This is a genomic window from Rhodococcus sp. IEGM 1379 (assembly GCF_030056815.1).
Classification (GTDB): Bacteria; Actinomycetota; Actinomycetes; order Mycobacteriales; family Mycobacteriaceae; genus Rhodococcus_F.
Window position 1 is genome coordinate 58996 of the sequence record NZ_JASHKR010000013.1, and the last position, 23163, is coordinate 82158.

Consider the following 23163-nt stretch of genomic DNA (forward strand, 5'->3'; position numbering starts at 1 on the left):
CGGCCAGCCGACCTGTCGCGGTCATCTCATGGGTGAGTGCACTGCCCCTCCGCGGCTTACACACAATGGGTCTGTTGCGCGGACGGTGAACAAGGTGCCAAGTGTGCTTCTTTGGTCATTCCGTGAAACGGCGCACCTATGCATTCGCGAGGCGCGTGTATTGCGTCCAGACGTTTATCCGCCCGCATTTCACACGCAAAATGCCAGTTCAAGGCGCTCCCCGCCAGTTCCGAACGTATGAACGCACCAGTCGCAGGCCGGACATTGAAGGCAGGAAACGCAACCCCGACACCCGAACAATCAAAGAGGAGCCCCGCCGGCTGCAACCAGCGAGGCCCCAGACCGAGAACACCCCTTTAGGAAGGAAAACCCGATCATGGGTGATTTTAGTCTGCGCGCTGCGCGGATCCAGCTTGGAGCACTGATCGCCGCGCTTCTCATTGCAATCCTCATTGCAATCGGAATCACCACCGGCGCCTTCGTCCTCTCGTTCGCGGTGCAACGCGACCTTGCGCGACAGGGGACCTTGCCCGAAAACCTTGCATGGATTTTCCCTGTCATTGTCGACAGCGCGATCCTCGGATCCACGATCGCGATCGTCATCTTGAGCAAGCTCAAAATGAGCAAATGGGACAAAGGCTTCTACATCGCTCTGGCTGTCACGGTCGTCGCGATCAGCATCCTCGGCAACGCCTACCATGCATTCCATGCCGCATTCGAAGCGCAAAGTCAGGTTGCAGCAGGAACCGATATCGGATTTGTTCCTCTCGACCCGGCCATCGCTGCGCTCATTGCGATTATTCCGCCGGCACTCGTGCTTGCATTCACGCACGGACTCGGGGTCCTCATCAAAGCGACGGGCATCGCGTACACCGACTACAAAACGCAAGCCGATGAACACGCCGCGCAAGGCGCGGCACCCACAGCGCTGGAGAACCAGAACTCACACAAACCGGTGACCGCCGTTGCGCAACACCTGCCTGCGATCGAAGAGCCGCAGAAAATCGCTGTCCGTGTCCATCCACCGCACCTTTCGGTAGGCGACACGGTCGTCGACGTCATGGACCCGCCCGCAACGAAACCGGATCTGTCCGCCGATCTGGACTGGTTCATCACGCAATCCGACTTACCCGCTGCAGTCAAAGACACCGCGCGCCGCAAACTTGCGGACCCAAACCTCACCTGGGAATTCATCGCTCAGACATCAAACCCGCCTGTTGCTACGTCAACTTCCTGGCGGCGTTACGAAAAGTTCGACACAGCGGCCCGCGCGGCCGGCTTCGAAAACCCGCCACTGATCGATATGCGAGCATCGGATATCGACTGCGCTGACGATCTCATCGCCTCGGCCTGAGTCAAGTAGATCGACCTCGCGAGGCTTTGCCTCGGCCTGATCGTGGCCGTGACTATTTGGCTTCGCGTAGTGGAGTGTTTCGGAAGCCTTTTGAATCCCAGATTGGTACCATTTAGGTATGAGCACGCAGATCGCGGTACGGCTACCCGACGAGATGGTGGCATTCCTCGATGGTGAAGTGACCAGTCATCGAGCGTCGTCACGTGCAGCTTTGGTGCTACGTGCGCTCGAGCGTGAACGCCGCAGGCAGATCGCAGCCAGGGACGCAGAGATCCTCGCCAAGGTGTCGAGCGAGGATGATCTGGATTCTCTCGCCGTGTACGCCGAAGATCGATCGGCGGACCTGATCTGATGCGACCGATCCACGAAGCGAAGCTGGACAAAGTTCGCCCAGTCCTCGTGCTGACCCGGGAACTTGTGCGCCCGCACCTGACCCGCGTGAGCGTTGCGCCGATAACCACCACCATTCGAGGACTCTCCACCGAAGTGGCAGTAGGGCGCGCGAACGGCCTGGACGCAGACTCCGTGATCAACTGCGACAGCATCACGACCATCCCGGTGAGCGCGCTCGGGCCGGGAATCGGCTATTTCTTTCCAGCACAAGAAGAATCGCTGTCGGAAGCAATTCGCTCAGCCTTCGATCTCGAATGACGACCACAACTACCGCTGGGGGCGAACCATGGCGCTGAAGAAAGGCGAGCAGTTCGCCCTCTTCGAACTCGACACGCCCGAGGCGGCCCCCGCAGTCACTGAACCGCTCCAACCTTCGCTGTTCGACCCCATCGGTGACGAAGAGCCCGAACAAGGTCAGTCGGACGCTGAACCCGACGGCGAGCCATCCGAATCCGCGACTCCGGATGGCAATGCAGAGGACGCAGAACTCGACGCTTCCGAACAACTCGACGACGTCGTATCTGTAACCACGACTCTGCCGCCGGCGGGGGAGAGTGCGGACGGGCACGCCGTCATCGTCACCGCGGCAGGAACCTACACACCCTCCGGGCACGTCCTCACGGGACCGGTCGACTCCGTCGAAAAGCTCGACAAACTGATTCGCTGGGCAGCCCTGGCACCCCTCGGCGCCCCAGCGCAAATCTGGGTCGTCGGCATCGACGCCTGCGAGATGCTCGGATGGATCATCGACCCCGGCAACGAAGACGACGTCGACGACATGGAAGTCCTCCGCACCCGCGCCGCCGAAGAACTCACCGGAGTCCTCCAAGCCGCACTCACCCCGATGCTGACCGCAGGGTGGGAACTGCGCGGAGACCCCGGCCATGTCGTGCACCTGTCCCGCACCACCGGAAAATTCACATCCATGGTCGACATCGTCATCGAACCGTACGTATGGACCTACTGGAACAAAGACTTCGGATGGGGCAACCGCGTGGGGGACATGGGGATCCTCGGATCACCCACCGCCGGAACATATCTCCCTGACGACGACCTCCCAGCTGCCCAAGAGCTCGGGCGCCGACTCGCATGGTGCGCACAGCATCTCGGAGTTCTCCCCGGGCCGACTCCGGCCCGTACGGGAGCGGCCGTGCTCGACAAGATCAAACGCGAACGTACCCGCAGCGGCAAAGGCATCGTCGTCACTGCCGCCGGTCCCGTCCCGCCGCTCGACGGCGAACATCGTGGTGATCTCGAACCCGCGGTCGGCTGGACCCGAGTCCCCGATCCCGAAGAGTTCGACGACGCGACCGTGCTGGTGTCGATCGACCAACGAGCCGCGTACCTCGCATCCGCGGGCATGCTCGAATTCGGCTACGGGAAACCGCGGCACCTCCGCGCAGAGGACGCAATGGATGCGGCAGAGGCCGTGAAAACCCCGTTCGGGCTCTGGCGCGTCACCCTGCCGGCGGGAAACATGCTCGCCCTCCCAGACAAGCTGCCACTCCCGCACCCCCACATGCTCGCTGATCAACCCGTTCAAACGTGGATCACATCCGTCAGCCTCGACGCGTTCTGCGCTCCCGTTGCCGACGGCGGTATCGGAGCAGAACTCGACGATCTCGACATCACCGAAGCGTGGGTGTACCCGGAACAGGGCCGCGCACTGGACAAGTGGGCGAAAATCCTACGAGAAGCCCGCAAGGTAGCCGTCGACACCAACGACGCTGCCATCAAACGTTTCCTCGGTGCCTGCTACAAGGGGTACATCGGCCGAATGGTCAACCCCGACATGTGGACTGCGAAACAAATGCAACACCACCACCAGCCACTCTGGCGTGCAGCGATCATCGCGCACTGCCGCTGGCGCGGACGCCGCGTAGCCATGCGCATCGCCCGAGAAACCGGCCGCTGGCCACTGCGCACCGTCACCGACTCCTGGGTCTACCCCCTACCCGACAGGATCGATGTCGCTGACGACAGCGACGCACTCGGCAAGATGACCCTCGAAAAGCGCGCCGCACTGACCGATGATCTGGTGGCCGCGCTCACCGAAGCCCGCGATACACACGAGATCAACCTCGCTATCAAGGCAGTCTTCGCCGACGACGATGAAGGAAACAACTAGTGGCACTGCACCTTCCGAAGCCACGAACGAAGCAACCCGCGCAAAAGACCGTCGGGCTCGACGGACTGAAAGTGTCCGTTTCTACGGCGGCGACCAGCGGGGTCGAAAAATCCAAAACCGTCAAAAGTGGTGGCCTGGCGGGCTTGACCAGCAAAGTGTCCATCCGACAAATCCGAACCGAAATCGGCAACGACGGACTGCGCCAAGCAGCCATCGACGCCGGCAGGACACCGCCGTCGGACCGAACGTTGCGACGGTGGGCTCAGCAGGGACGTATCCCACACCCAGAAGTCAACGAACGCGCCCAACGGCGCGCAGCAATTGAACGTCTCGGTGGAATCGACGCTGTCGCAAAGAAAATCGGGCGCTCACGATCCGCTGTATCCCGCTATCGGTCCGGCGAGACGAACGAACTGCGTGCTGACGCGAAGAAGAAACTCAAGAACGTCAAAGCCCACGACATCATGGACCGCGCCGGCGTGCTCCGCCCCGATGGCCAACCGAAGAAAGCGACGATCCGAGTCCGCGGGGGAGTGTCCGTCCGCAACGGCTCCGAAGAAGGCTACGACTACCGGGTTCGGACACTGGATTTCGCGAATTCCGACAGTCCGTTCAGTGTCGACGAAACGCGTGAACTCGCGGCCGCGTTGGCAAACGACGATCATGCCCGCGTTGTGGCGATCCTTGAGCGGCACGCCACGATGGACTATCCCGAGAACAAGGGCTTCGATCAGTACGGTGACGCTTTCGGATTTCACTTCGATTCCATCGAGTCCGTCCACATCGACTGGACCTAAATCGGTAGCTGCGGGGAATCCGAGTTATCCACGGGCGGGTTGAGTGCCTCGAATGGTGCTGTCAAGTTGTTTGGGATGCAGCAGCTTTCGGGCGCAGCAGGGCATCACACGAAGCGGTGTTCAGACAGTGAGGGCCTGTTCGGTGACCTGATCCCATACCTGGAATCGGGTGCGGATTTCGGTTCGATGGTCGGTGGCAGTCATACGGTGCCGCGGTGGGCGGAAGTGCGGGGAGATACGACTGAACGAGGCGAGAAACCTCTGGGTTGAGCCGCCGGTGCGGAAGCCTTTCATGGCGCGTTCGCGTTGCCGGGTCGGTTGATGGGAGTTCTCCGCGCGGTTGTTCACGTATTTGTTTTGTCGGTGCTCAGTTGTCGACATCGGCTTCCGGTGCGCGACCCGGTAACTGGGTAGTTTGTCGGTGATCAGTACCCGCGGCGGGTGGTCTTGTTTCTTCACAAGTTTCCTGAAGAACCTGGTCGCAGCCTTACCGTCCCGTTTGGACTGGATGAGGATGTCGAGGACATTCCCGTGCTGGTCGCCTGCTCGCCACAAGTATTTCCGCACCCAGTGGTGATCCGATGACGAAAGGAGTTGGCCACCATGGAACTACAGCACGAACGTTGCGCCGGAATGGACATCAGCAAACGTGATGCGAAGGTCTGTGTCCGCACCCCCGGCAGGAGAGCGGGGACCTTCGACAAGACCGTGACGGTCTGGGGATCGACCACGCGGGAGGTGGACCGGCTACGTCGCTTTCTCCTCACCGAGGGCGTGAGCATGGTCGTCATGGAAGCGACCGGCGACAGGCACGTATTGCTGCTGAATGAAGTGGAGGCGGCGCGTGATCCATTGGTTCAGTGCAGACACAACGGCACCGGAAAGTGCGTGTCCACCGGGGTCGCGGTGCGCTTCGGTGGGTGCACCGGACTGTCCGAGGAGGTAATCCCAAGTCCGGTACAGTAATTCGGCAGGGATGACGTGATCCTGGTCGCCTTGGGCGACGAAAACCGGTAGATGCGCGAGACGTCCCGGTTCGACGTGCAAACCCGCATCGAAGGGCAGTGTCCCGAAAAGTACAGCAGCACCGGCAAACCGAGCGGGATCGTCGAGTATCAGGCCGCCGGCGAAGGCAGCGCCACCGCTGAATCCAACCAGGATGACCGGTCGTCCGAGTGGTGCGACCGCGTCGAGCCACTCCCGGAACCAACCCATGGTCGCTTCGAGTGACGCGGCTTGGGGACGGCCGATTCCTCGATTGGCGAACCAGGCGAACCCAGATCCCTCGGCGATCGGCGCGCGCACTGCGACATATGCGGCATCACCCGGAAGATGGGGTGCCAGCGACAGGATATCGCGTTCGTTCGATCCCCGGCCATGTAGAAGCACGACAAGGGGAGCAGACGGATCCGTTGCACCGAACGTGGCAATGACGGGGGCGCTGAATACTGCGGCGGTCATGATCGGCCGGCGCAGTTCAAGCGGTTCGTATTTGCGGTCACTGTGTGTTCGCTCTCTTCTCTCAGGGACCGTCAGGCGCCGACGTCGAAACCGACAGAAAACGGAGGCCTTCGTCGAGGGCAAGCTTTCAGTCCTTGCGCCTTGAATGGTCGTGCAAGTGAATCTTGACGAACCGACAGACACTTAGTTGATGCTTCAAGTATTAGCGTAGTCAAAATAGTTGTTGTGTCAAGTAAATGGATATGCTTCAGATGTGAACACACGATGGCTCGACAACCACGAACGGGCAGCATGGCTTCGTTTAGTTGCCGTGGTCGAACTTCTCCCGGGAGTTCTGGATTCGCAGCTACGGCAAGACTCGAACATGACTCACTTCGAGTACTTTGTCCTGGCGATGCTCTCCGAGGCGCCCGATCGAACCCTGCGAATGACCGCGCTCGCGCAGCGCACGAACGCCACCTTGCCTCGACTGTCCCACGTAGTCAGGCGCCTTGAAGGCAGGGGGTGGGTAGAGCGATTCCCATGCCTGGAGGACGGTAGAGCGATCAACGCGCGGTTGACCTCGCCGGGCTGGGACGCCGTGGTCGCTGCCGCACCGGGGCATGTCGACGCCGTCCGGCACCACATCATCGACCCCCTGACACCTGAGCAGCTCGAGCAACTGTGCGACATCGGCGACGCATTGTTGACGCGACTTGATTCGGACGGCCGCATGACCACTGGCGGGTAGATGCGAATGCCGAAATTTGTCGACGGCTGTGATGCGTGCGGCGGACTCGTCAAACTCATGCGAGTCGAGGTTTGGATCTCGACCACCCGGGGATTGTGGACGCGGTGAAGGCGCTGCCTCGTGTCATCGTATGAATCCTCTACCCACAATTGAGGTGTGAGAGTCGACGGTGTTGAGGAGACGGCTCGGGAAACGAGGATTATCTGATATTGCCGATAACATGAACTGGAATTTCATTCCGCCTGCAACGAAGAGGATTCACCGTGGCCGAAATATTCATTCGCCAACTCATCGACGATCTCGACGGAAAACCGATCGACGCCGGATTGGGACACGAGGTCACCTTCTCCTATCAAGGGACCGATTATCGGATCGACCTACGACCCGCCAATGCGGACAAGATCGAGGCGGCGTTCGCCCCGTTCGTCAAGGTCGCGGAGAAAGCATCCACTGCCGGTAAGGCTCGCGCGAAAACCGCGACTCCGACTGCCGTGTCGGGGTCCGGTCGATCAGCCGAGCAGTTGAGAGCGATCCGCGACTGGGCAGGTAGAAACGGATTCGACGTCTCCGCGCGCGGACGGATCAAAGTCGAAGTTATCGACGCTTTCGACGCCGCACACTGAAAGGCATTGAATAGCATCGTTTCTCACTGACACCCACCGGGTAGCGCATCTGTATCCCGTGACTGTTGTCGGTGAGAGAAAGGGAAGTTCAGGCGAGTTCGAGGCCACCCTCGGCGGCGAAGACCAAACGGCCGTCGTCGAGGGCGATCGCCCACCGCAGCACCGGCGCCCAGTCCCGCCCCAGCTCGGAGTTGTCGACGACGGACTCGGCGTAGTCCTCGATCACGACACCGACCTGCGGCTCGGTATCACCGGACCGTGATCCGGAGGTCGGGATCACCGTGACGCGTGAACCGACCGCAATGGGATGAGCGCGTTGAGTGCCAGAATCGGACATGGTCCTGATTCTGGCAGAGAATCCGCACCGCCGGGGAGTGGGGATGGCCGTGTCTCGGGGATTTTCACTGCTTCGAGGATCGTTCCCGGGAGAGTCTGGTCAAGTCCGACATTGCATCTGGCGCCGGGGACCACAACCCGATTCAGGCATAGGGGACGATCCACGAATGTCTGGAGTCACACTTCCGACGCGGAGTCGCATGGCGACTTCGCGTCGCGTCGAGGATCAGCAGTGCGAGTTTGCGGTCGAATTCGTGCAGGTCGAGGATCTGTTCTAACGAGGTGCCGGGGGTGAAGTGGTCTTCGATGGCCGGGCGCTGCCGGCGGGTTGGCTGCGCGGCGGTCACTTCGAGTAGGACTTCACCCGGGCCGGGTTCAGGTTTGGGGATCTCGGTGAGTTCGGGTTCGGCGCCGATAGTCGTGTATTGGATTGCCTTCATTGCGACTCACTTGTCGTTGTGTGTCACCGTTTCTAGGCGCCCGCGCGGCTCAAACTCCGGCTGACCAAAGAGTACGCACGTGTGCATGTTCGGTTACGCCGTCCGAGGCCGAACAGACATCGGTTTCATTCGATCGGAGTCGCGAGGGGAAACCTGGAGGTAAGGCGAGGAGCGCGAGTCGAATTCCTCGCTCAGGTGACAAACTCGGGTCTTTCCACAGATAGCCGCAACCCCACTGAGGTAGTGGCATCCGTGACTTCGTCCCACACTGCGTCCGCGAGTGCGCTCTGATTCCGGCCACCATGATCACGGATCATCCGCTAACGGACCATCCGATAGGTAGCCCTGCCACGCTCGCGGTGTGCATCTCGTCGCTGGGATGTCAGATGGGAATCCTATTTCCGCACAGAAATCTGCCGGAGCGTCCAGTGCTGTACCTCGACGGGCGGCGGCTGGAGGGGCCGGCGAACTCTTGGGTACGTCGTTGCCGTCCGGCACAGCGTTTGGCGGCCCGGACGAAGAACTCGTGACACGCGTCATTGGCGGCGGGGTCGGCGGGACGAACGGCGCTGACACCGTCCGGGTCGATGTTGCCGGGGCTGCGTGGCGTGTGCGTATGTCCCGGAGGGGGTAGACATTCAGCCATGGCCTCCGAACCGCCGCTGTTGTTCGTGCTGGATCTGGCAGGAACTTTCGCGTTCGCTTTGAACGGGGCATTGACTGCGGTGCGTGCCGTCCGACTTGACATCGTCGGTGTCGTGACGCTGGGCATGATCACCGCGCTAGGTGGTGGCACGGTGCGCGATGTGTTGCTCGACGCCCTTCCTCCGGCGACGTTCGTCGATTTGCGATATCTGGCCGTGGCCGCGATCGGAGCGTTGATCGCTTTCGGCCTCAGCTTCCGGTTGGAGCGGTTGGCGATGCCGATCACGGTGCTCGACGCCATCGGTTTGAGCGTGTTCGCGGTCATCGGGGCGCACAAGGGGTTCGAGTTGGGTTTCGGGGTAGTGCAGTCGGTCATCGTGGGCGCGATTACCGGTGTCGGGGGTGGGACGATCCGCGATGTTGTGATCGGACGGATCCCCACGGTGCTGCGCAGTGAGCTTTATGCCATTCCCGCTCTGCTCGGGGCGGCTGGTTTCGCTGCTGCGCACGGCGTCGGTTATGGCGGCGTGGGTGCTGCGCTGGGTGCGGCGGCGGTGTGTTTCGTCGTCAGGATGCTAGGTGTGCGCTTCGATCTGCATGCACCCCGGCCGCCGGGACGCCGTCGACATGGCGGATCGGACGATCTAGCTGGCTGATGGTTCGCCGCTTTCCAGGGCGCCACTCTGACGCGCGGCGTAGCGTGAAGAATGCTGGTTAGCAACGGCATTCGTCCGCCGTGTCCAGGCGCGCCCTAGGCCGGGCGTGCCGCGATAACGTCCGGCGTCGCCGACGGAAGGGGAAGTGATGTCCACGAACTCGCGTAGCGCGACGGTGTTGGCCGGGCTGGCTGCTATCCGCGGTTGGCAGGAAGATCTCTACCGGGATCTTCATCAGCATCCGGAACTCTCGCATCAGGAGTATCGCACCGCGGGGATGGTCGCGAAAAGGTTACGTGCGGCAGGGTTTTCGGTGCACGAGGGCGTCGGTGGCACCGGGGTGGTCGGTGTACTGCGGGGCGGCGACGGTCCGAGCGTGCTGCTTCGGGCGGACATGGACGCCCTTCCCATTCGGGAGGCGACGGGTCTGCCGTACGCCAGCACGGCTGTCGCGTCGGATGCGGCCGGGGACGAGGTGCCGGTCATGCATGCGTGCGGTCACGATGTGCATGTTGTGTGCCTACTCGGCGCAGCCCAGCTACTCGCCGACTCAATAGAACACTGGAACGGCACCCTGGTTGCCTTGTTTCAGCCGGCTGAGGAAGTCGGCGACGGCGCCCGCATGATGGTCGACGATCGTCTGGGAGAGTTGTTCCCCACGGTCGATGTCGCCCTCGCCCAGCACGTGTTGCCCGCTCCGGCGGGGGTAGTGGGTACCCGCAGCGGGCCGGTCCTGTCCGCTGCTGACAGTATGCGGATCACCGTTCACGGGCGAGGTGGCCACGGATCGATGCCGCAGGCAACGGTCGATCCGGTGGTGTTGGCGGCAATGATCGTCGTCCGGTTGCAGACCGTCATCTCGAGGGAAACCGTGCCCGGAGAACCCGCGGTCCTCACTGTCGGGCGTATCGCTGCCGGGACCAAGAGCAATGTCATTGCCGATCATGCGGTACTCGAGCTCAATGTCAGGACGTACAGCGAGGCGACCCGCACGGCGATCCTCGATGCGATCCGCCGGATCGTGACGGCTGAATGTCAGGCTTCGCGGTCGCCGAAGGATCCCGAGTTCGAGTTGTTCGACCGTTTTCCGTTGACCGACAACGACTCTGATGCGACCGAGCGTGTTGCCGCTGCGTTCGCTGCGCATTTCGGCGAGCGTAGTCGGGCGCTGCCGATGCAGACCGCGAGTGAGGATTTCAGTGACATTCCGACTGCTCTGGGTGTGCCGTACACGTATTGGGGTTTCGGTGGTATTGATGCTGATGTGTACCGTGCGGCCGAGTTGGCGGGTCGGGTGTCGGAGGATGTTCCGGTCAATCACTCGGCTGTCTTCGCTCCGGTAATCCAACCCACGTTGGACACTGGAACCGAGGCGCTGGTTGTCGCTGCACTCGAATGGCTGTGACACTGAGGAGTGGGTCTGCTCGTTCCACGCAGACCCACTCCCTTCATCGATCATGGATCAGGCACTGCTAAGGCCGAACCTCGGCCAGTTCTGCGCCGATGCCGGTTTCTGCACGTACCAGCATTTCGGCAAACTTTTCGTCTCGCTCTGGTGAGGGGCCGTGTCGTTTCTCGCCGAGCAGGGAACCGATGATCGCTGCGGCCGCGCCCAGCGGCAACGTGATGATGATGGGTAGCTGGATGGTCAGAGGTGCCGGTCCGCTGCCGAGCCACAGTGCTTCGGTGAACATCAGGCTGACGACGGTTGATACCAGTCCGACGGAGATTCCCCAGACTGCGCCGGTGCTGTTGAACCGTCGCCAGTTGAGGCTGAGTAGCAGACTCGGCAGGTGGGCGCTGCCTGCGACCATGAACGCCATCCCCATGAAGTAGGTGATGTTGGTGGAGTCACCGATGAGCATGGTCAAGATGACGGCGAAGATACTGAATCCCACGGCAGCGTAGCGGGCGACCTTTGCGTCGCGGACATCGTTCTCGTCGTCGTTGGTTCGGGTCAGGCTGGGCCAGACGTCGCGGGCGAATGTGCCTGCGGCAGAGATGACGACGCCTGCGACGACGGCGACGATGCTGGCGAAGGCGACAGCCGCGACCAATGCCAGTGCGATGGATCCGCCGATGGTCCCGACTCCGCCACCGAGTTCGGTGACCAGTGTCGGTGCCGTGAGGTTACCGCCCGTGCCGACTCGTTCTGCGCCGTCGGGTCCGAGTATCGCTGCGGCACCGAATCCCATCACGATGACAATCAGGTAGAACATGCTGCACAGCCCGACTGTCCAGCCGATCGATTTCCTCGCCGTACCGGCGTCTGGGACGGTGAAGAAGCGGATGAGGATGTGTGCCATACCTGCGGTGCCGAGTGCGAATGCCAGTGAGTAGGAGACCAGGTTGAGTGCTCCGGTCTGGCCGAAAATCATTCCGGGGGAGAGGATTGCGTCGCCGGCTGCGGTGTTGTCGGTGGCACCGGAGAGCATGCGGGGCAGGCTGAAGCCGAATTTGGTGAGGATACCCAGGGCGACGACGATGGCGAGGGTTGCCAAGATCGTCGACTTGATCACCTGTACCCATGTTGTGGCGAGCATGCCGCCGACGAAGACGTAGATACCCATGAGTGTTCCGGCGACCACGACGGACAGTCCGAAGGGAATGCCGGACACCGATTGCAAGAGCACGCCCGCCGCGACGAGCTGTGCGAGCAGGACGAAAGTACCGGTGACGATCGTACTGAAGGCAACGACGATTCGAACGCGCCGTGCGCCGGTTCTGAAGACGAGAACATCTGCGAGAGTGAACTTTCCGACGTTGCGCATCTTCTCCGCGAGGAGGAACAGTACGGGAAGGAACGAGACGACCGAGGTGCAGAGAATGACCGCGCCGTCGACGCCCTTATAGAAGATGAGGCCCGTGGTACCCAGGAAGCTTCCGGCGGAGATGAATTCACCGGCGATGGCGAATCCGTTCTGCCATCCGGTGATCGATCGTCCAGCGGCGAAGAACCCGTCGGCGCTGCGACTACGTCGGGAGGCGGCGAACGTGACCCACAGGGTGAGGGATACGACGGCGATGCAGACACCAATCGCCAGGAAATTCGGTTCGGTGGTCATGCGACTTTCTCCTGGGCGTGATCCTCGATGGCCTGGATCGCTGCGGCGGCAGCCGGTTCGATGTAGGTACGGGAAAGCCGGAAGTATGCGTATACCAGGACCCAGGTTCCGGCGAACTGTGAGAACACCACCCAGAGCGACAGAGGTATGCCCAAGAGTTCGTTTTCACCGAGCAGCGCAGGGAAGTATGCGAAGCCGACGAGGAAGCCACCGAACATTGTGATCGCCACCAGTCCGAGGGCAGTGGTCACCGTGCGACGGCGTCGCCGAAGTTCGATGAATTCCGGCAGCATGAGGATGGGTAGCCATGCGCGCGTGCTCATGGGTGTACCGCTGCGCGCTTGGCGTTCTCCAGCGCGAACTGGTTCTCGGCCCAGCCCTCGTCGAGTGGTCCGAAGAAGTGGAATCGAACTTGTTTGACTCGGTAAAACCAGTGCCCGTCGACTTTGACCAGCGTGTCCGTGTAGCGGCCGGCAGCAATGGAGGCAACGCCGTCCGAGACACACGGTTGCCACAGGAATGATCGAACGGTGGCGGTGTCGCCGTGGAGGTCGATCTCCATGTTGGTGATGAAGTGCCAGAACTCGCTGAGTCCACCGTCGGCGAGTCCGGCGAAGAACTCCTTCATCTCCGCTTTGCCTACCGGGTGTGAGAGTCCGTCGAAGGCACCGTCTTCGGTGAACAGAGTCATCAGGTCGTCCCAGTTGCCGTCGTCGAGATGTCGGCAGTATTGCGCGTCGAGGTAGCGGATCGCTTCGAGATCCTCCAATCGCGCGATTCTTTCTTCGAGAGTGCTCAACGCCCTTACCTCCAAGTGTTGGTGAGTGAAGTTGACGGGACGAGACATTAACGCCCGTTCATGTGATTTGGACCATAATCCATCTGGAGGGGCGCCGTCAACACCCAGGAAGCTGCCGCTTGCACAGTCTTTGAGTTGCGCCATAGTCTTTGCGTATGAACAGTCGATCAACAAACGTAGATACCCGGAGCGTGCGTCAGCGGATTCTCGACACTGCGTTGCAGGAGTTCTTCGACTTCGGTTTTCATGCGGCGACCCTGCGTAATATCGCTAAAAGTGCAGGTTGTAGCGCTGCAAACGTCTACAACCATTTCGAGAATAAGGACGAAATACTGGTTGAAATACTGAGGGCGGCCAGTGATGAGCAGTTCACTGCAACCCGTAATGCTATTCGTAAGGCTGGGGCGTCTCCGTCTGCGCAATGGGCGGCGGCAGTTGAAGCGCATGCGTTGTATACGGCGTCGAATGCCCAAGCGTGTCTCGTGGCCAACACCGAGTTGAGATATCTGGACGAGGTGGATCGAAAGCGAGTGGTGGGCTCGCGCGATGCCCAGGAGCATCAGTTCATTGCAATCGCGGAAGCGGGCGTGAACTGCGGAGAGTTCGTGATCCCGCTTGTTCATCAAGCAGTGACTGCGGTATTGACGATGTGTTCGGGCATTGCGCTCTGGTACCGAGACGACGGTCCGCTATCTGCGCGGGAGGTGGCCAAGTCGTACGGCCAATATGGGCTGAACCTGGTCGGATATAGGCCGGCCTGACACTGCAGTGAGGAATGGGTGCGCTGATGGTTGCGTTGACGCACTCGCGGGCTACATGTTCTACTGGATGAACAAGCGTTAATGTGATGCAGAATTCACTTTTCTGACGCACGCCAGCCACCAGGAGCATTTCATGACTCATCGGCCGTCTCAGCCGCGCACTGACTCCCCGCGGTACCTCACCGAAGACCGATTGGCTATCCGCGATCTGGCCCGAGACTTCGCGATGAAGCAGGTACTCCCGGTCGCGAACGAACTTGATCCCGTGCAAGGCGCCATTCCGGATTCGCTGAAGAAGGCAATGTCGGAGGTCGGTTTCTTCGGAATCATGATTCCCGAAGAACACGGCGGCCTCGGACTCGGAGTCTTCGAATACTGTCTCGTCGCCGAGGAACTCTCCCGCGCGTGGATGAGCGTCTCGGGACTGCTGGCGCGAGGAAACGGGATGGGAGGCGGCTTCACCCCCGAACAAGAGGCCGCGCTGCTCCCGAAAGTAGCCAGAGGCGACTACCTCGGAGCATATGCACTCTCGGAAGCCGAGGCAGGGTCCGACGTTGCCAATATTTCGTGCCGCGCAACCCGCAGCGGCGACGACTGGATTATCAACGGCACCAAGATGTGGTGCACCTACGCCGACGAAGCCGACTACATAGTCCTGTTTGCGCGAACGGATCCACAGAAGGATCCGGCTAAACCGCACCGCGGCATCAGTGCATTCCTCATCGACAAGGAACGGGGAATCCTACCCGAGGGCATCAGTGGCACCAAAATACGCAAGATCGGCTATTTCGGTTGGAGCACTTGGGAACTCGCGTTCGACAACTTCCGCGTCCCTACCGCGAACATGCTCGGCGAAGAGGGTAAGGGCTTCTACCTCGCGGTCAGTGGTCTCGAAGTCGGCCGCGCGCACACCGCCGCCCGGGCCATCGGTCTGGCCCGAGCAGCCCTCGAAGACTCCATCGCCTACATGCACACCCGCCGCCAATTCGGCCATCCCATCGCAGACTTTCAGCACCTTCGCTTCAAGATCGCCAAGATGGCTGCCGATATCGAAGCTGCCCGCCAGTTGATGTACTCGGTGGCCACCGACATCGACACCGGCCGCCGCTGCTCGCTCGAAGCGTCGATGTGCAAGCTGGTCGCCACCGAAATGGCCGAGCGTGTCACCAGTGAAGCCGTACAGATCCACGGCGGCGCCGGCTACACCACCGACTTCCAAGTCGAACGGCACTGGCGGGACGCACGACTGACAAAAATCTTCGAAGGAACGAGTGAAATTCAGATGCGGATCATCTCCGACGAACTGCTCGGACGGTCGCAGTCATGACGTCGACGACCACCATCGCAATCGGTGATCGGTTCGCCTCACCACTTCACCCGATCAGCGATCTGCTGGGCCCGAGCGTTGCAGGCAGTTCGGTGCTCGAGCAGGTCTGCGCAACCGGCCTCGTCGCAGCTGGCCTACTAACCACGCCTGTGACTTTCGGTGCCGAGCGCACGAAACTGCAGTGGACCCGCATCGCGGCAGTCACCGGACTTGACACCGTCGGTGCCGAGACGGTGATCACCCGAGTATCGGCCCGGGACTCCGCGATCGAGGTCGATCGCCACATTCGACTTCTCGACGACGCTGGCAACACCCGTGAGGAGGGGATCGAAACATGGACTGTGCCGGTGACCGCAGCAATCGAAGACAGTCCCGGCACCGACTTCTGCACAGTGCGCTGGGGTCAAGCACTATGTGAGTCCCTCAGTAAAGATCAGACATTCGCCGCGTCGCTAGCGAACTGGGACGGAACAATCGGATTGAGATGCACCGATGGATCAGGCCAGGTACGCGAAGTACATCTGCGGATCTATCGTGGCCGGATCGTCGACGTGACCAGGCGTGTCCCCAACGGAGCCACCTTCACCTTCGCCGCCACTGCCGTGCGCTGGGTTGACCTCGTCATGGCTGAACGCAACGACTTCATGCGCCGAGCAATCGCTGGTGAATTCTCTTCCAGCGGAGACGGTTACGAATATCTACGACTGACCAAGCCGCTCGGCACCATCATCGAGCATGCCAGAATCATTGCGAAGGAGACACACGCATGATCGAAGCGAAGTATCTCTCGATCGACGGAACCCTCGGATTCATCGAAATCGTGACACCGGAAAATACTACTGCCGCAACATTACCCACGGTTCTGTGTCTGCACACCGCGGGTCAAAGCGGCGTTCAATGGCGCCACGTCGCCGGTGCGCTCTCCGAATTCGGCTACCGAGTGATCGTCCCGGATCTTCCGGGACATGGACGCTCCGAGCCTGCCGCGTACGCACCGATCAGTAACCTGGCCGACTACGCAGACTGGCTCTGGAAGGTCCTCGATCTCCTCGACGTGCGAACACCGTTCGTCATCGGCTGCTCCATCGGCGGCAAACTCACCTTGGAACTGGCAACGAGGCCATCACGGCCGCTCGCCGGCGCCATCGCCATGGAAGCCGAGGCCGCGCCTGGCCGTGTGAACGTCGACGGACTGCGGCGCGAACTCGAAGATGTGGCCAGCCCCAGTCGCGCGGACCGGACCTACCTGGGCACACTCGCATCGATCGGCCGTGCAGTCCCGGAAGGCCGAGCACAGATTATCGCCACGATGCACAAACGCGAGGATCCAGAGATTTCCTCGACTGACCTCATCGGTTGGGGCACACACGATGTCCGCGACCGTCTTGGCGACGTCACGTGCCCGATACACCTGATCGCCGGAGACGAAGACCCCTGGATCGATGCTCGGAGCGTCCAGTCCGCCGCCGACGCGATCAACGCCGCGAACCCAGGGCTCGCCCGCTACACCCTGCTCGAAGGTATCGGCCACTACCCGATGGAGGAAGTCGACGACTTCGCCTCCCTGGCACACCGCTGGTTGAGCGAGTTGAGCGCAGACTCGTCCGTGGAGACAGTCTCATGACGACACTCGCACATCTTCTGACCGACCTTCTCGACGCGGATCCGCAGGCCGTTGCGACCTTCGACGTGGCCGGAGACCTCGTCCTGCCAACCACCCGCCGCGAGTTGGCCGACCGTGTCCGCGCATTGCGCGCCGAACTGCAGGCAGTTGGGGTCACCGACGGCCAATGCATCGCCGTGCTGCTGCCCAACTGGTCCGACACCATCGTCTGGCAGTTCGCAGCCACCGAACTCGGGGCGCATGTGATCGGTGTGAACACTCGCTACAACACCCGCGAGATCGCGCACATCCTCGTATCGGCACGCCCCTGCGTGGTCGCGGTAGCCGACCGATTCCACGGTCTCGATCTGTTCTCTACGCTCTCCGACGCACTGAACTCGGTCGAGTCGGCCAACCCGCCGGCTGTCGCCGTCGTACGTGGCCCTGCCGCACCGGCCGAAGCACCAGATCCCGGGCCGTTCGATCTCGGTGGCGGTGCCTGGAATGTCGGCAGTGCCGACACCGGAACCGTTCGGGTCGCCGCGACGCCGAACAGGGCAGCGACCACCGCCGCAGGCCTTGCGGCCGGCACACTCGCCGACGACCCTCTCGCAGTTGCCTTCACCACCTCCGGTTCGACCGGCACACCGAAACTCGCAGCACACCGGGAGAGCGCCGTCGTCGGGCACGCCCACGCCGACGCGATAGCCCTGCGGATCGAACCCGGAGATGTCGCCCTGTGCGTTCTTCCCGTCTCGGGCGTGTTCGGATTCAACACCGCTCTGGCCGGTTTGGCTGGCGGCGCAGCGCTACTGATGGAACCGGTCTTCGACGCAGCCACGACACTCTCGCGGATGGAATCGTTGCGCGTGACCCACATCGTCGGCGGCGACGATCTCTACGGCCGACTCCACGATCAATGGCAGAGCACAGGAGACGACCTGTCGTCGCTCAAGGTCCTCGGGATCGCCGACTTCCTCGGCCGCTCACACGAGATCGCCCGCTGGGCACGCGATCAGTTCGGCGCCCTCACCACGGGAGTGTTCGGTTCCTCGGAGGTCTTCTCGCTGATGCTGTTGTGGGATCTCGACGATGTCGAGAAGCTGCGATGGACAGGCGGTGGGCGACCGGTCTCGGAGAACATCGAGATCCGCATCGCCGATCCCTTCGACGACTCGGTCCTGCCGAACGGCGAGCAAGGCGAACTGCAGGTCCGCGGCCCCAACGTAGTCGATGCCTACCTCGGCAATCCTGGAGCTGCGGCCGCCGCATTTACCGCGGACGGATGGTTCCGCAGCGGCGATCTGGGCACCGCAACCGGTGACGGAGGCTACTCGTACGTCTGCCGGATGGGCGACGTACTTCGACTTCGCGGATTCCTCGTCGACCCCGCCGAAATCGAACACCGACTCGCCGAACACGCCGGAGTGCGCCTGGCGAAGGTCGTCGGGATCACCGCCGCCGGCGGATACACACAAGCAATCGCGTTCGTCGTGCCCTCCGGCACCGCTCCGCTCGATTCCGCAGAACTCAAGTCCTGGTGTGCGTCGAGTCTGGCGGCCTTCAAAGTGCCCTCCGCAGTACACATCATCGAAGAAATGCCGACCACCGTCGGCGGCAACGGGAACAAAATACGCGCGGTCGAGCTGCGCGAATGGGCACAACAATGGACCGACCACGAGAGGGACTTCCGACATGCCTGACACCACACCTGCACAGTCACACGATGTTGTCGTCTGCGAACCGCTACGCACCCCCGTCGGGCGGTACGGAGGTCAGTTCAAGGACGTTCCCGCAACCGACCTCGGCGCCCGCGTGGTCTCCGAACTGCTCACTCGCACCGGGGTGGACCCCGCCGCAATCGACGACGTTATTTTCGGGCAGTGCTACCCGAACGGGGAGGCCCCGGCCATCGGCCGCGTCGTTGCCCTGGACGCCGGAATGCCGGTCACCGTCCCGGGCCAGCAACTCGATCGACGCTGCGGCTCGGGTCTACAAGCGGTCCTCGATGCCGCCATGCGCGTCCAGACCGGTGTCGCCGACATCGTGATCGCCGGCGGAGCCGAGTCGATGAGTCAAGCCGAGTACTACACCACCGCAATGCGTTGGGGCGCGAAAGGCGCACCAGCGGCACTGCACGACCGGCTGGGACGAGGGCGCGTCACAGCGGGCGGCCGCAACTACCCGGTACCCGGAGGGATGCTCGAAACCGCCGAGAACCTACGCCGCAAGTACAACATCGGCCGCGACGAACAGGACGCGCTGGCCGTCGAGTCTCATCGCCGTGCGGTGGCAGCCATCGACTCCGGAGTGTTCGCCGAGGAAATCGTTCCCATCGAGATCCCGGTCCGACGAAGCGCGCCATTGGTCGTCGATCGCGACGAGCATCCGCGAGCCGACGCGACAATGCAGTCACTAGGCAGATTGCGACCCATCATGTCCGGTTCGGATCCCGACGCCACTGTCACCGCCGGAAACGCGAGCGGCCAGAACGACGGCGCTGCAGCATGTCTGGTGACATCGCGCGCGACCGCCGAGAGGCTGGGACTTCGCCCGTATGCCCGACTGGTCACCTGGGCAGTGGCAGGTGTCGAGCCGTCGGAGATGGGTATCGGTCCGGTGCCGTCCACCGCTCGTGCTCTCCAACGTGCCGGCCTCACTTTGGCTGACATCGATCTGATCGAACTCAACGAAGCATTCGCCGCTCAGGCACTCGCAGTCACCCGCGAATGGAATTTCACTGCAACAGATTTCGAACGGACCAACGTCAACGGATCCGGAATATCGCTTGGACATCCCGTCGGCGCTACCGGAGTCCGCATCCTCACCACGCTGCTGCGTGAGATGGACCGGCGAGGTTCCCGGTACGGTCTCGAAACCATGTGCATCGGCGGTGGGCAGGGCCTGACCGCGATCTTCGAGCGCACATCATGACTGCGCGTCCACTCGACGGTGTTCGGGTGATCGATATGTGCACCTTCGTCGCCGGACCGACAGCAGGGCGCATGCTCGCCGAACTGGGAGCCGAGGTCATCCGCATCGACCCACTTCGCGGTGCCATCGATGCCGACCGCTGGCCCATCACAGATAGCGGGTCGAGTCTGTACTGGGCCGGCCTCAACCAGGCGAAGAAGTCGATGGCCGTCGACCTCCGCAGTGACGCCGGACGCGCACTGGTCACCGATCTCATCACTGAAGCCGGTGTCCTCCTCGAAAACATCGCCCATGCATCATGGTTGGACAACAACCTGTTGACTGATCGGCGCAGCGATCTGATTCACCTGCACATCCAGGGCAACGCCGACGGCACTTCCGCTGTCGACTACACCGTCAATGCCGCATTGGGCCTTCCGCTCATGACCGGCCCGGTCGATTTCACCGTTCCGGTCAATCATGTTCTGCCGGCCTGGGACATGATCACCGGCGTGCACGCCGCGCTGGGTATCGTCACCGCACTACGGCACCGAGAGCGCACAGGTGCCGGTTCCTACTTGGAACTGGCACTGGCCGACGTCGCATTGTCCGGGATCGCAGGGATGGGGTGGATAGCCGAAGCCGAGCAATCCAATGCGGGACGCCCTCGTCAGGGAAACGCTCTGTACGGTAGCTACGGTTCGGACTTTCCCACCTCCGACGGACGATCGGTGATGGTGGTCGGTCTCACCGCCGGTCAGTGGAAAGCCCTGGTCGAAACGACCGGGACCGCCGACATCTTCGCCGCCCTCGAGAAACAACGCGACCTCGATCTGACAGTGTCGGCGGACAGATTCACTGCCCGAGAGGCGATTACAGCAATTGTGCGTCCCTGGTTCGAATCGCGGACGCTCGAGCAGATCGAGAAGGACCTCGCGAACACCCGCGTGCTGTGGAGTCCGTACCGTGACCTCGGCGAAGTAGCCGCCGAGATCCGCGAGACCGATCAGCACACAGTGGTTCAGGAAATCGAACATCCCGGGGTGGGTTCGATGCTCACTTCCCGTACTGCATTGCGTTGGCAGGGCCGGTACACCGATGCCGCCCCGTCGCCGCGACACGGCCAACACACCGCGGACGTCCTCGGTTCCGTCCTCGGTCTCGATGCCGAACGAATCGATGCACTCGTACGCAGCGCCGTCGTGGCCACCGACGAGGCGCCGTGAGGACCCGACCGCAAGTACGTCGCCGCACGGTGTTGGTCGCACCGGCATCAGACGAACGCAAAGTAGCAAAAGCTCTCGCCTCGGCAGCGGACGAAGTGGTACTCGACCTCGAAGACGCCGTGGCGCCGGCCGCCAAACACGATGCCCGCGAAGCGATGCACAGAATACTGTCTGCGCTGACCGCCGACCGAACAGTATCGGTCCGAATCAATGGTCTCGCGACGAGTTGGGTCAGCGACGATCTTGATGCTTGTGCATCGCTCGGCAGCAAGCTACGCAGCATTATCGTGCCCAAAGCCGAGACCGCAGAACAACTCGACGAGGTCAACACGGCTCTGGCCGGGACGGATATCGGTGTACAGGCTCTGATCGAGACACCGGCAGGAATCGAGAACGCAACGCGAATCGCACGGTCGAACCCGCGGCTGGAGTCGTTGATTCTCGGATACGCCGATCTCGGTTCCGCCCTCGGCCGGAGCGAGCGCGCCGGACCGGCGATGTGGTTGTCGCACCAGGACACCGTTCTGACTGCGGCACGGGCTGCAGGGATCCATGCCATCGACGGCCCCTATCTCGGCATTTCCGACGACCCACCGTTTCGGCAGTGGGCTCAGTGGTCCTGCGATCTCGGATTCGACGGAAAATGGGTCATCCACCCGAACCAGATCGATTCTGCAGAAACGATATTCACACCATCAGCTGATGCCGTCGCACACGCACACAGTGTATTGCGGGCTATGGCAGAGGCTGAAGCCAGAGGCGCCGGAGCAGCACAGCTCGACGGCCGAATGCTCGACGAAGCCATCGCCGTATCGGCCCGCAGAGTGCTGACACGAATCGGAGGAACATCATGACCGTCTCGCTCACCGGGGGACCGTACTTCGATCAACTCACCGTCGGAACCGTCTACGACTCGGCCCCCGCCGTGACACTCACCGACGGCCTCGCCGCAGTCCACCAGTCCATCCTCGGCAATCGGCTGCGGCTGCCACTCGATACCCACCTCTCGAAATCCGTGACCGGAGAACAGACCGCGCTCGCACATCCCGGGCTGGTCTGCGATGTCGCGATCGGGCAGTCCACTCTGGCGACGCACCATGTGATCGCCAACCTCTTCTACCGAGGGCTCCGATTTCACAGGTTCCCGCACATTGGTGAAACACTGCACACGAGAACCGAAGTCGTTGCTCTCCGCGAAAACTCGCACAAGGCGGGCCGCGCTCCCAGCGGATTAGCAGCACTGCGCGTCACATCCACTGACCGGCACGGTGAGGTCATTCTCGATTTCTACCGCTGCGCGATGCTTCCCCTGAGCGGCGATCCGGACCCGGGACGTGTCCGGCACAGCGACGACATGTCGTCCGTCGGCCCGAGTGACGACTGGCCCTGGGGTATTCCGCAAGGCTGGGATCTGGATGCGTACCGGAGGGAAACAGGCTGCCGGACCTTCGTGGCACCCACGCCGGGGACGATCTATCGAAGCAGCGGCGATGTAGTCTCCAGCGCGCCCGAGCTTGCCCGGCTGAGCATGAATATCGCTGCAGTACATCATGATCAACGCGAACAAGGGCGTCGTCTCGTCTACGGTGGCCACACCATCGGCCTCGCACTCGGACAAGCGAACCGGGCTTTTCCGGACATGATCGGCATCCTGGGATGGGTATCGTGCGATCACACCGGGCCCGTTCGAGAAGGTGACACACTGACAAGCGACGTGACAGTGGAAGCCGTCGACGAGAAGGCCAATGGCAGTGTGGTGCATCTGCGGTCGGTCGTGCGCGCGCAGCGAGCGGACGCCAGCGATCTGGACGTGCTGGACTGGCGCTTCGTGGCAGTGATGCCGTGAACTATTACTGTCGACTACGGCCAGAGAACCTGGGTAGGTACAGCCTTCGATGAGCGGTGT

At 62.0% G+C, this 23163-nt stretch carries 23 protein-coding genes and 2 pseudogenes; 18 read left to right on the top strand and 7 right to left on the bottom strand.

Annotation, left to right across the window (positions count from 1 at the left end; translation table 11 throughout):
• The first annotated feature begins 376 nt into the window (after positions 1-376).
• From QM600_RS10340 to QM600_RS10360, 5 genes are all read left to right on the top strand, one after another.
• Complete coding sequence (locus tag QM600_RS10340) at positions 377-1354, top strand: DUF2637 domain-containing protein (RefSeq protein WP_283261367.1); 978 nt, start codon at positions 377-379, stop codon at positions 1352-1354.
• Between the two features lie 118 nt (positions 1355-1472).
• Positions 1473-1706, top strand: coding sequence for an antitoxin (locus QM600_RS10345; protein ID WP_283261368.1), 234 nt, complete (start codon positions 1473-1475; stop codon positions 1704-1706).
• Positions 1706-2005, top strand: a complete 300-nt coding sequence (locus tag QM600_RS10350) for a type II toxin-antitoxin system PemK/MazF family toxin (RefSeq protein WP_283261369.1) — start codon at positions 1706-1708, stop codon at positions 2003-2005. The genes QM600_RS10345 and QM600_RS10350 overlap by 1 nt, the downstream gene beginning before the upstream one ends.
• Positions 2006-2033: 28 nt before the next feature.
• Positions 2034-3875, top strand: coding sequence for a hypothetical protein (locus QM600_RS10355; RefSeq protein WP_283261370.1), 1842 nt, complete (start codon positions 2034-2036; stop codon positions 3873-3875).
• Positions 3875-4672 carry a hypothetical protein gene (locus tag QM600_RS10360; protein WP_283261371.1) on the top strand — a complete coding sequence of 266 codons (798 nt, stop codon included), beginning with the start codon at positions 3875-3877 and terminating at the stop codon, positions 4670-4672. Before QM600_RS10355 ends, QM600_RS10360 begins: the two co-directional genes overlap by 1 nt.
• 120 nt (positions 4673-4792) lie before the next feature.
• On the opposite strand, the pseudogene QM600_RS10365 reads toward QM600_RS10360, so the two are convergent.
• Both QM600_RS10365 and QM600_RS10370 read right to left on the bottom strand, forming a co-directional pair.
• Positions 4793-5230, bottom strand: a pseudogene (locus QM600_RS10365) (IS6 family transposase); the annotation flags it as partial.
• Between the two features lie 189 nt (positions 5231-5419).
• A complete protein-coding gene (locus QM600_RS10370) occupies positions 5420-6133 on the bottom strand; it encodes an alpha/beta hydrolase (RefSeq protein ID WP_283261372.1) in 714 nt (237 codons plus the stop codon).
• Positions 6134-6386: 253 nt separating this feature from the next.
• On the opposite strand from QM600_RS10370, the gene QM600_RS10375 reads away from it, so the two are divergent.
• Positions 6387-6863, top strand: coding sequence for a MarR family winged helix-turn-helix transcriptional regulator (locus tag QM600_RS10375; RefSeq protein WP_283261373.1), 477 nt, complete (start codon positions 6387-6389; stop codon positions 6861-6863).
• A 263-nt stretch (positions 6864-7126) separates the two neighbouring features.
• Positions 7127-7486, top strand: a complete 360-nt coding sequence (locus tag QM600_RS10380) for a histone-like nucleoid-structuring protein Lsr2 (RefSeq protein WP_283261374.1) — start codon at positions 7127-7129, stop codon at positions 7484-7486.
• Between the two features lie 88 nt (positions 7487-7574).
• Here QM600_RS10380 and QM600_RS10385 read toward each other — a convergent pair whose 3' ends face one another.
• Both QM600_RS10385 and QM600_RS10390 read right to left on the bottom strand, forming a co-directional pair.
• Complete coding sequence (locus QM600_RS10385) at positions 7575-7823, bottom strand: hypothetical protein (protein ID WP_283261375.1); 249 nt, start codon at positions 7821-7823, stop codon at positions 7575-7577.
• A gap of 334 nt (positions 7824-8157) precedes the next feature.
• Positions 8158-8262, bottom strand: a pseudogene (locus QM600_RS10390) (NAD(P)-dependent alcohol dehydrogenase); the annotation flags it as partial.
• A gap of 644 nt (positions 8263-8906) precedes the next feature.
• Between QM600_RS10390 and QM600_RS10395 the strand changes: the two are divergent.
• Together QM600_RS10395 and QM600_RS10400 are read left to right on the top strand one after the other, a co-directional pair.
• Positions 8907-9563, top strand: a complete 657-nt coding sequence (locus tag QM600_RS10395; protein WP_283261376.1) for a trimeric intracellular cation channel family protein — start codon at positions 8907-8909, stop codon at positions 9561-9563.
• A 148-nt stretch (positions 9564-9711) separates the two neighbouring features.
• Positions 9712-10968, top strand: coding sequence for an amidohydrolase (locus QM600_RS10400; RefSeq protein WP_283261377.1), 1257 nt, complete (start codon positions 9712-9714; stop codon positions 10966-10968).
• 67 nt (positions 10969-11035) lie between these two features.
• On the opposite strand, the gene QM600_RS10405 is transcribed toward QM600_RS10400, so the two are convergent.
• The 3 genes from QM600_RS10405 to QM600_RS10415 are packed head-to-tail and all read right to left on the bottom strand — an operon-like array spanning position 11036 to position 13427.
• Entirely contained in the window at positions 11036-12628 is a 1593-nt protein-coding gene (locus QM600_RS10405) for a solute symporter family protein (RefSeq protein ID WP_283261378.1), read from the bottom strand.
• The gene (locus QM600_RS10410; protein ID WP_283261379.1) at positions 12625-12951 is read right to left on the bottom strand and encodes a DUF485 domain-containing protein; all 327 of its coding nucleotides are present in this window, start codon (positions 12949-12951) and stop codon (positions 12625-12627) included. The genes QM600_RS10405 and QM600_RS10410 overlap by 4 nt, the downstream gene beginning before the upstream one ends.
• Complete coding sequence (locus QM600_RS10415; RefSeq protein WP_283261380.1) at positions 12948-13427, bottom strand: nuclear transport factor 2 family protein; 480 nt, start codon at positions 13425-13427, stop codon at positions 12948-12950. Before QM600_RS10415 ends, QM600_RS10410 begins: the two co-directional genes overlap by 4 nt.
• A 155-nt stretch (positions 13428-13582) precedes the next feature.
• On the opposite strand from QM600_RS10415, the gene QM600_RS10420 reads away from it, so the two are divergent.
• The 9 genes from QM600_RS10420 (at position 13583) to QM600_RS10460 (ending at position 23103) form a co-directional block, all read left to right on the top strand.
• Positions 13583-14188: a TetR/AcrR family transcriptional regulator gene (locus QM600_RS10420; RefSeq protein ID WP_283261381.1), complete on the top strand. Its 606-nt coding sequence runs from the start codon at positions 13583-13585 to the stop codon at positions 14186-14188.
• Between the two features lie 133 nt (positions 14189-14321).
• Positions 14322-15515 carry an acyl-CoA dehydrogenase family protein gene (locus QM600_RS10425; RefSeq protein ID WP_283261382.1) on the top strand — a complete coding sequence of 398 codons (1194 nt, stop codon included), beginning with the start codon at positions 14322-14324 and terminating at the stop codon, positions 15513-15515.
• Entirely contained in the window at positions 15512-16285 is a 774-nt protein-coding gene (locus QM600_RS10430) for a hypothetical protein (RefSeq protein WP_283261383.1), read from the top strand. The genes QM600_RS10425 and QM600_RS10430 overlap by 4 nt, the downstream gene beginning before the upstream one ends.
• Positions 16282-17139 carry an alpha/beta fold hydrolase gene (locus QM600_RS10435; RefSeq protein WP_283261384.1) on the top strand — a complete coding sequence of 286 codons (858 nt, stop codon included), beginning with the start codon at positions 16282-16284 and terminating at the stop codon, positions 17137-17139. Before QM600_RS10430 ends, QM600_RS10435 begins: the two co-directional genes overlap by 4 nt.
• Positions 17136-18821, top strand: coding sequence for an AMP-binding protein (locus QM600_RS10440; RefSeq protein ID WP_283261385.1), 1686 nt, complete (start codon positions 17136-17138; stop codon positions 18819-18821). Before QM600_RS10435 ends, QM600_RS10440 begins: the two co-directional genes overlap by 4 nt.
• Positions 18814-20052: an acetyl-CoA C-acetyltransferase gene (locus QM600_RS10445; RefSeq protein WP_283261386.1), complete on the top strand. Its 1239-nt coding sequence runs from the start codon at positions 18814-18816 to the stop codon at positions 20050-20052. Before QM600_RS10440 ends, QM600_RS10445 begins: the two co-directional genes overlap by 8 nt.
• On the top strand, positions 20049-21257 hold the full coding sequence (locus QM600_RS10450; protein WP_283261387.1) for a CoA transferase: 1209 nt from the start codon (positions 20049-20051) through the stop codon (positions 21255-21257). Before QM600_RS10445 ends, QM600_RS10450 begins: the two co-directional genes overlap by 4 nt.
• The gene (locus tag QM600_RS10455; protein WP_283261388.1) at positions 21254-22111 is read left to right on the top strand and encodes an HpcH/HpaI aldolase/citrate lyase family protein; all 858 of its coding nucleotides are present in this window, start codon (positions 21254-21256) and stop codon (positions 22109-22111) included. Before QM600_RS10450 ends, QM600_RS10455 begins: the two co-directional genes overlap by 4 nt.
• Entirely contained in the window at positions 22108-23103 is a 996-nt protein-coding gene (locus QM600_RS10460; protein WP_283261390.1) for a MaoC family dehydratase, read from the top strand. Before QM600_RS10455 ends, QM600_RS10460 begins: the two co-directional genes overlap by 4 nt.
• Positions 23104-23163: the final 60 nt, after the last annotated feature.

What these genes read in the sequence shown, in the direction of transcription:
- QM600_RS10340 (WP_283261367.1), top strand. Translation starts at nt 377, where the DNA reads ATGGGTGATTTTAGTCTGCGCGCTGCGCGGATCCAGCTTGGAGCACTG.
- QM600_RS10345 (WP_283261368.1), top strand. Translation starts at nt 1,473, where the DNA reads ATGAGCACGCAGATCGCGGTACGGCTACCCGACGAGATGGTGGCATTC.
- QM600_RS10350 (WP_283261369.1), top strand. Translation starts at nt 1,706, where the DNA reads ATGCGACCGATCCACGAAGCGAAGCTGGACAAAGTTCGCCCAGTCCTC.
- QM600_RS10355 (WP_283261370.1), top strand. Translation starts at nt 2,034, where the DNA reads ATGGCGCTGAAGAAAGGCGAGCAGTTCGCCCTCTTCGAACTCGACACG.
- QM600_RS10370 (WP_283261372.1), bottom strand. Translation starts at nt 6,133, where the DNA reads ATGACCGCCGCAGTATTCAGCGCCCCCGTCATTGCCACGTTCGGTGCA.
- QM600_RS10385 (WP_283261375.1), bottom strand. Translation starts at nt 7,823, where the DNA reads ATGTCCGATTCTGGCACTCAACGCGCTCATCCCATTGCGGTCGGTTCA.
- QM600_RS10395 (WP_283261376.1), top strand. Translation starts at nt 8,907, where the DNA reads ATGGCCTCCGAACCGCCGCTGTTGTTCGTGCTGGATCTGGCAGGAACT.
- QM600_RS10400 (WP_283261377.1), top strand. Translation starts at nt 9,712, where the DNA reads ATGTCCACGAACTCGCGTAGCGCGACGGTGTTGGCCGGGCTGGCTGCT.
- QM600_RS10405 (WP_283261378.1), bottom strand. Translation starts at nt 12,628, where the DNA reads ATGACCACCGAACCGAATTTCCTGGCGATTGGTGTCTGCATCGCCGTC.
- QM600_RS10410 (WP_283261379.1), bottom strand. Translation starts at nt 12,951, where the DNA reads ATGAGCACGCGCGCATGGCTACCCATCCTCATGCTGCCGGAATTCATC.
- QM600_RS10420 (WP_283261381.1), top strand. Translation starts at nt 13,583, where the DNA reads ATGAACAGTCGATCAACAAACGTAGATACCCGGAGCGTGCGTCAGCGG.
- QM600_RS10425 (WP_283261382.1), top strand. Translation starts at nt 14,322, where the DNA reads ATGACTCATCGGCCGTCTCAGCCGCGCACTGACTCCCCGCGGTACCTC.
- QM600_RS10430 (WP_283261383.1), top strand. Translation starts at nt 15,512, where the DNA reads ATGACGTCGACGACCACCATCGCAATCGGTGATCGGTTCGCCTCACCA.
- QM600_RS10435 (WP_283261384.1), top strand. Translation starts at nt 16,282, where the DNA reads ATGATCGAAGCGAAGTATCTCTCGATCGACGGAACCCTCGGATTCATC.
- QM600_RS10440 (WP_283261385.1), top strand. Translation starts at nt 17,136, where the DNA reads ATGACGACACTCGCACATCTTCTGACCGACCTTCTCGACGCGGATCCG.
- QM600_RS10445 (WP_283261386.1), top strand. Translation starts at nt 18,814, where the DNA reads ATGCCTGACACCACACCTGCACAGTCACACGATGTTGTCGTCTGCGAA.
- QM600_RS10450 (WP_283261387.1), top strand. Translation starts at nt 20,049, where the DNA reads ATGACTGCGCGTCCACTCGACGGTGTTCGGGTGATCGATATGTGCACC.
- QM600_RS10460 (WP_283261390.1), top strand. Translation starts at nt 22,108, where the DNA reads ATGACCGTCTCGCTCACCGGGGGACCGTACTTCGATCAACTCACCGTC.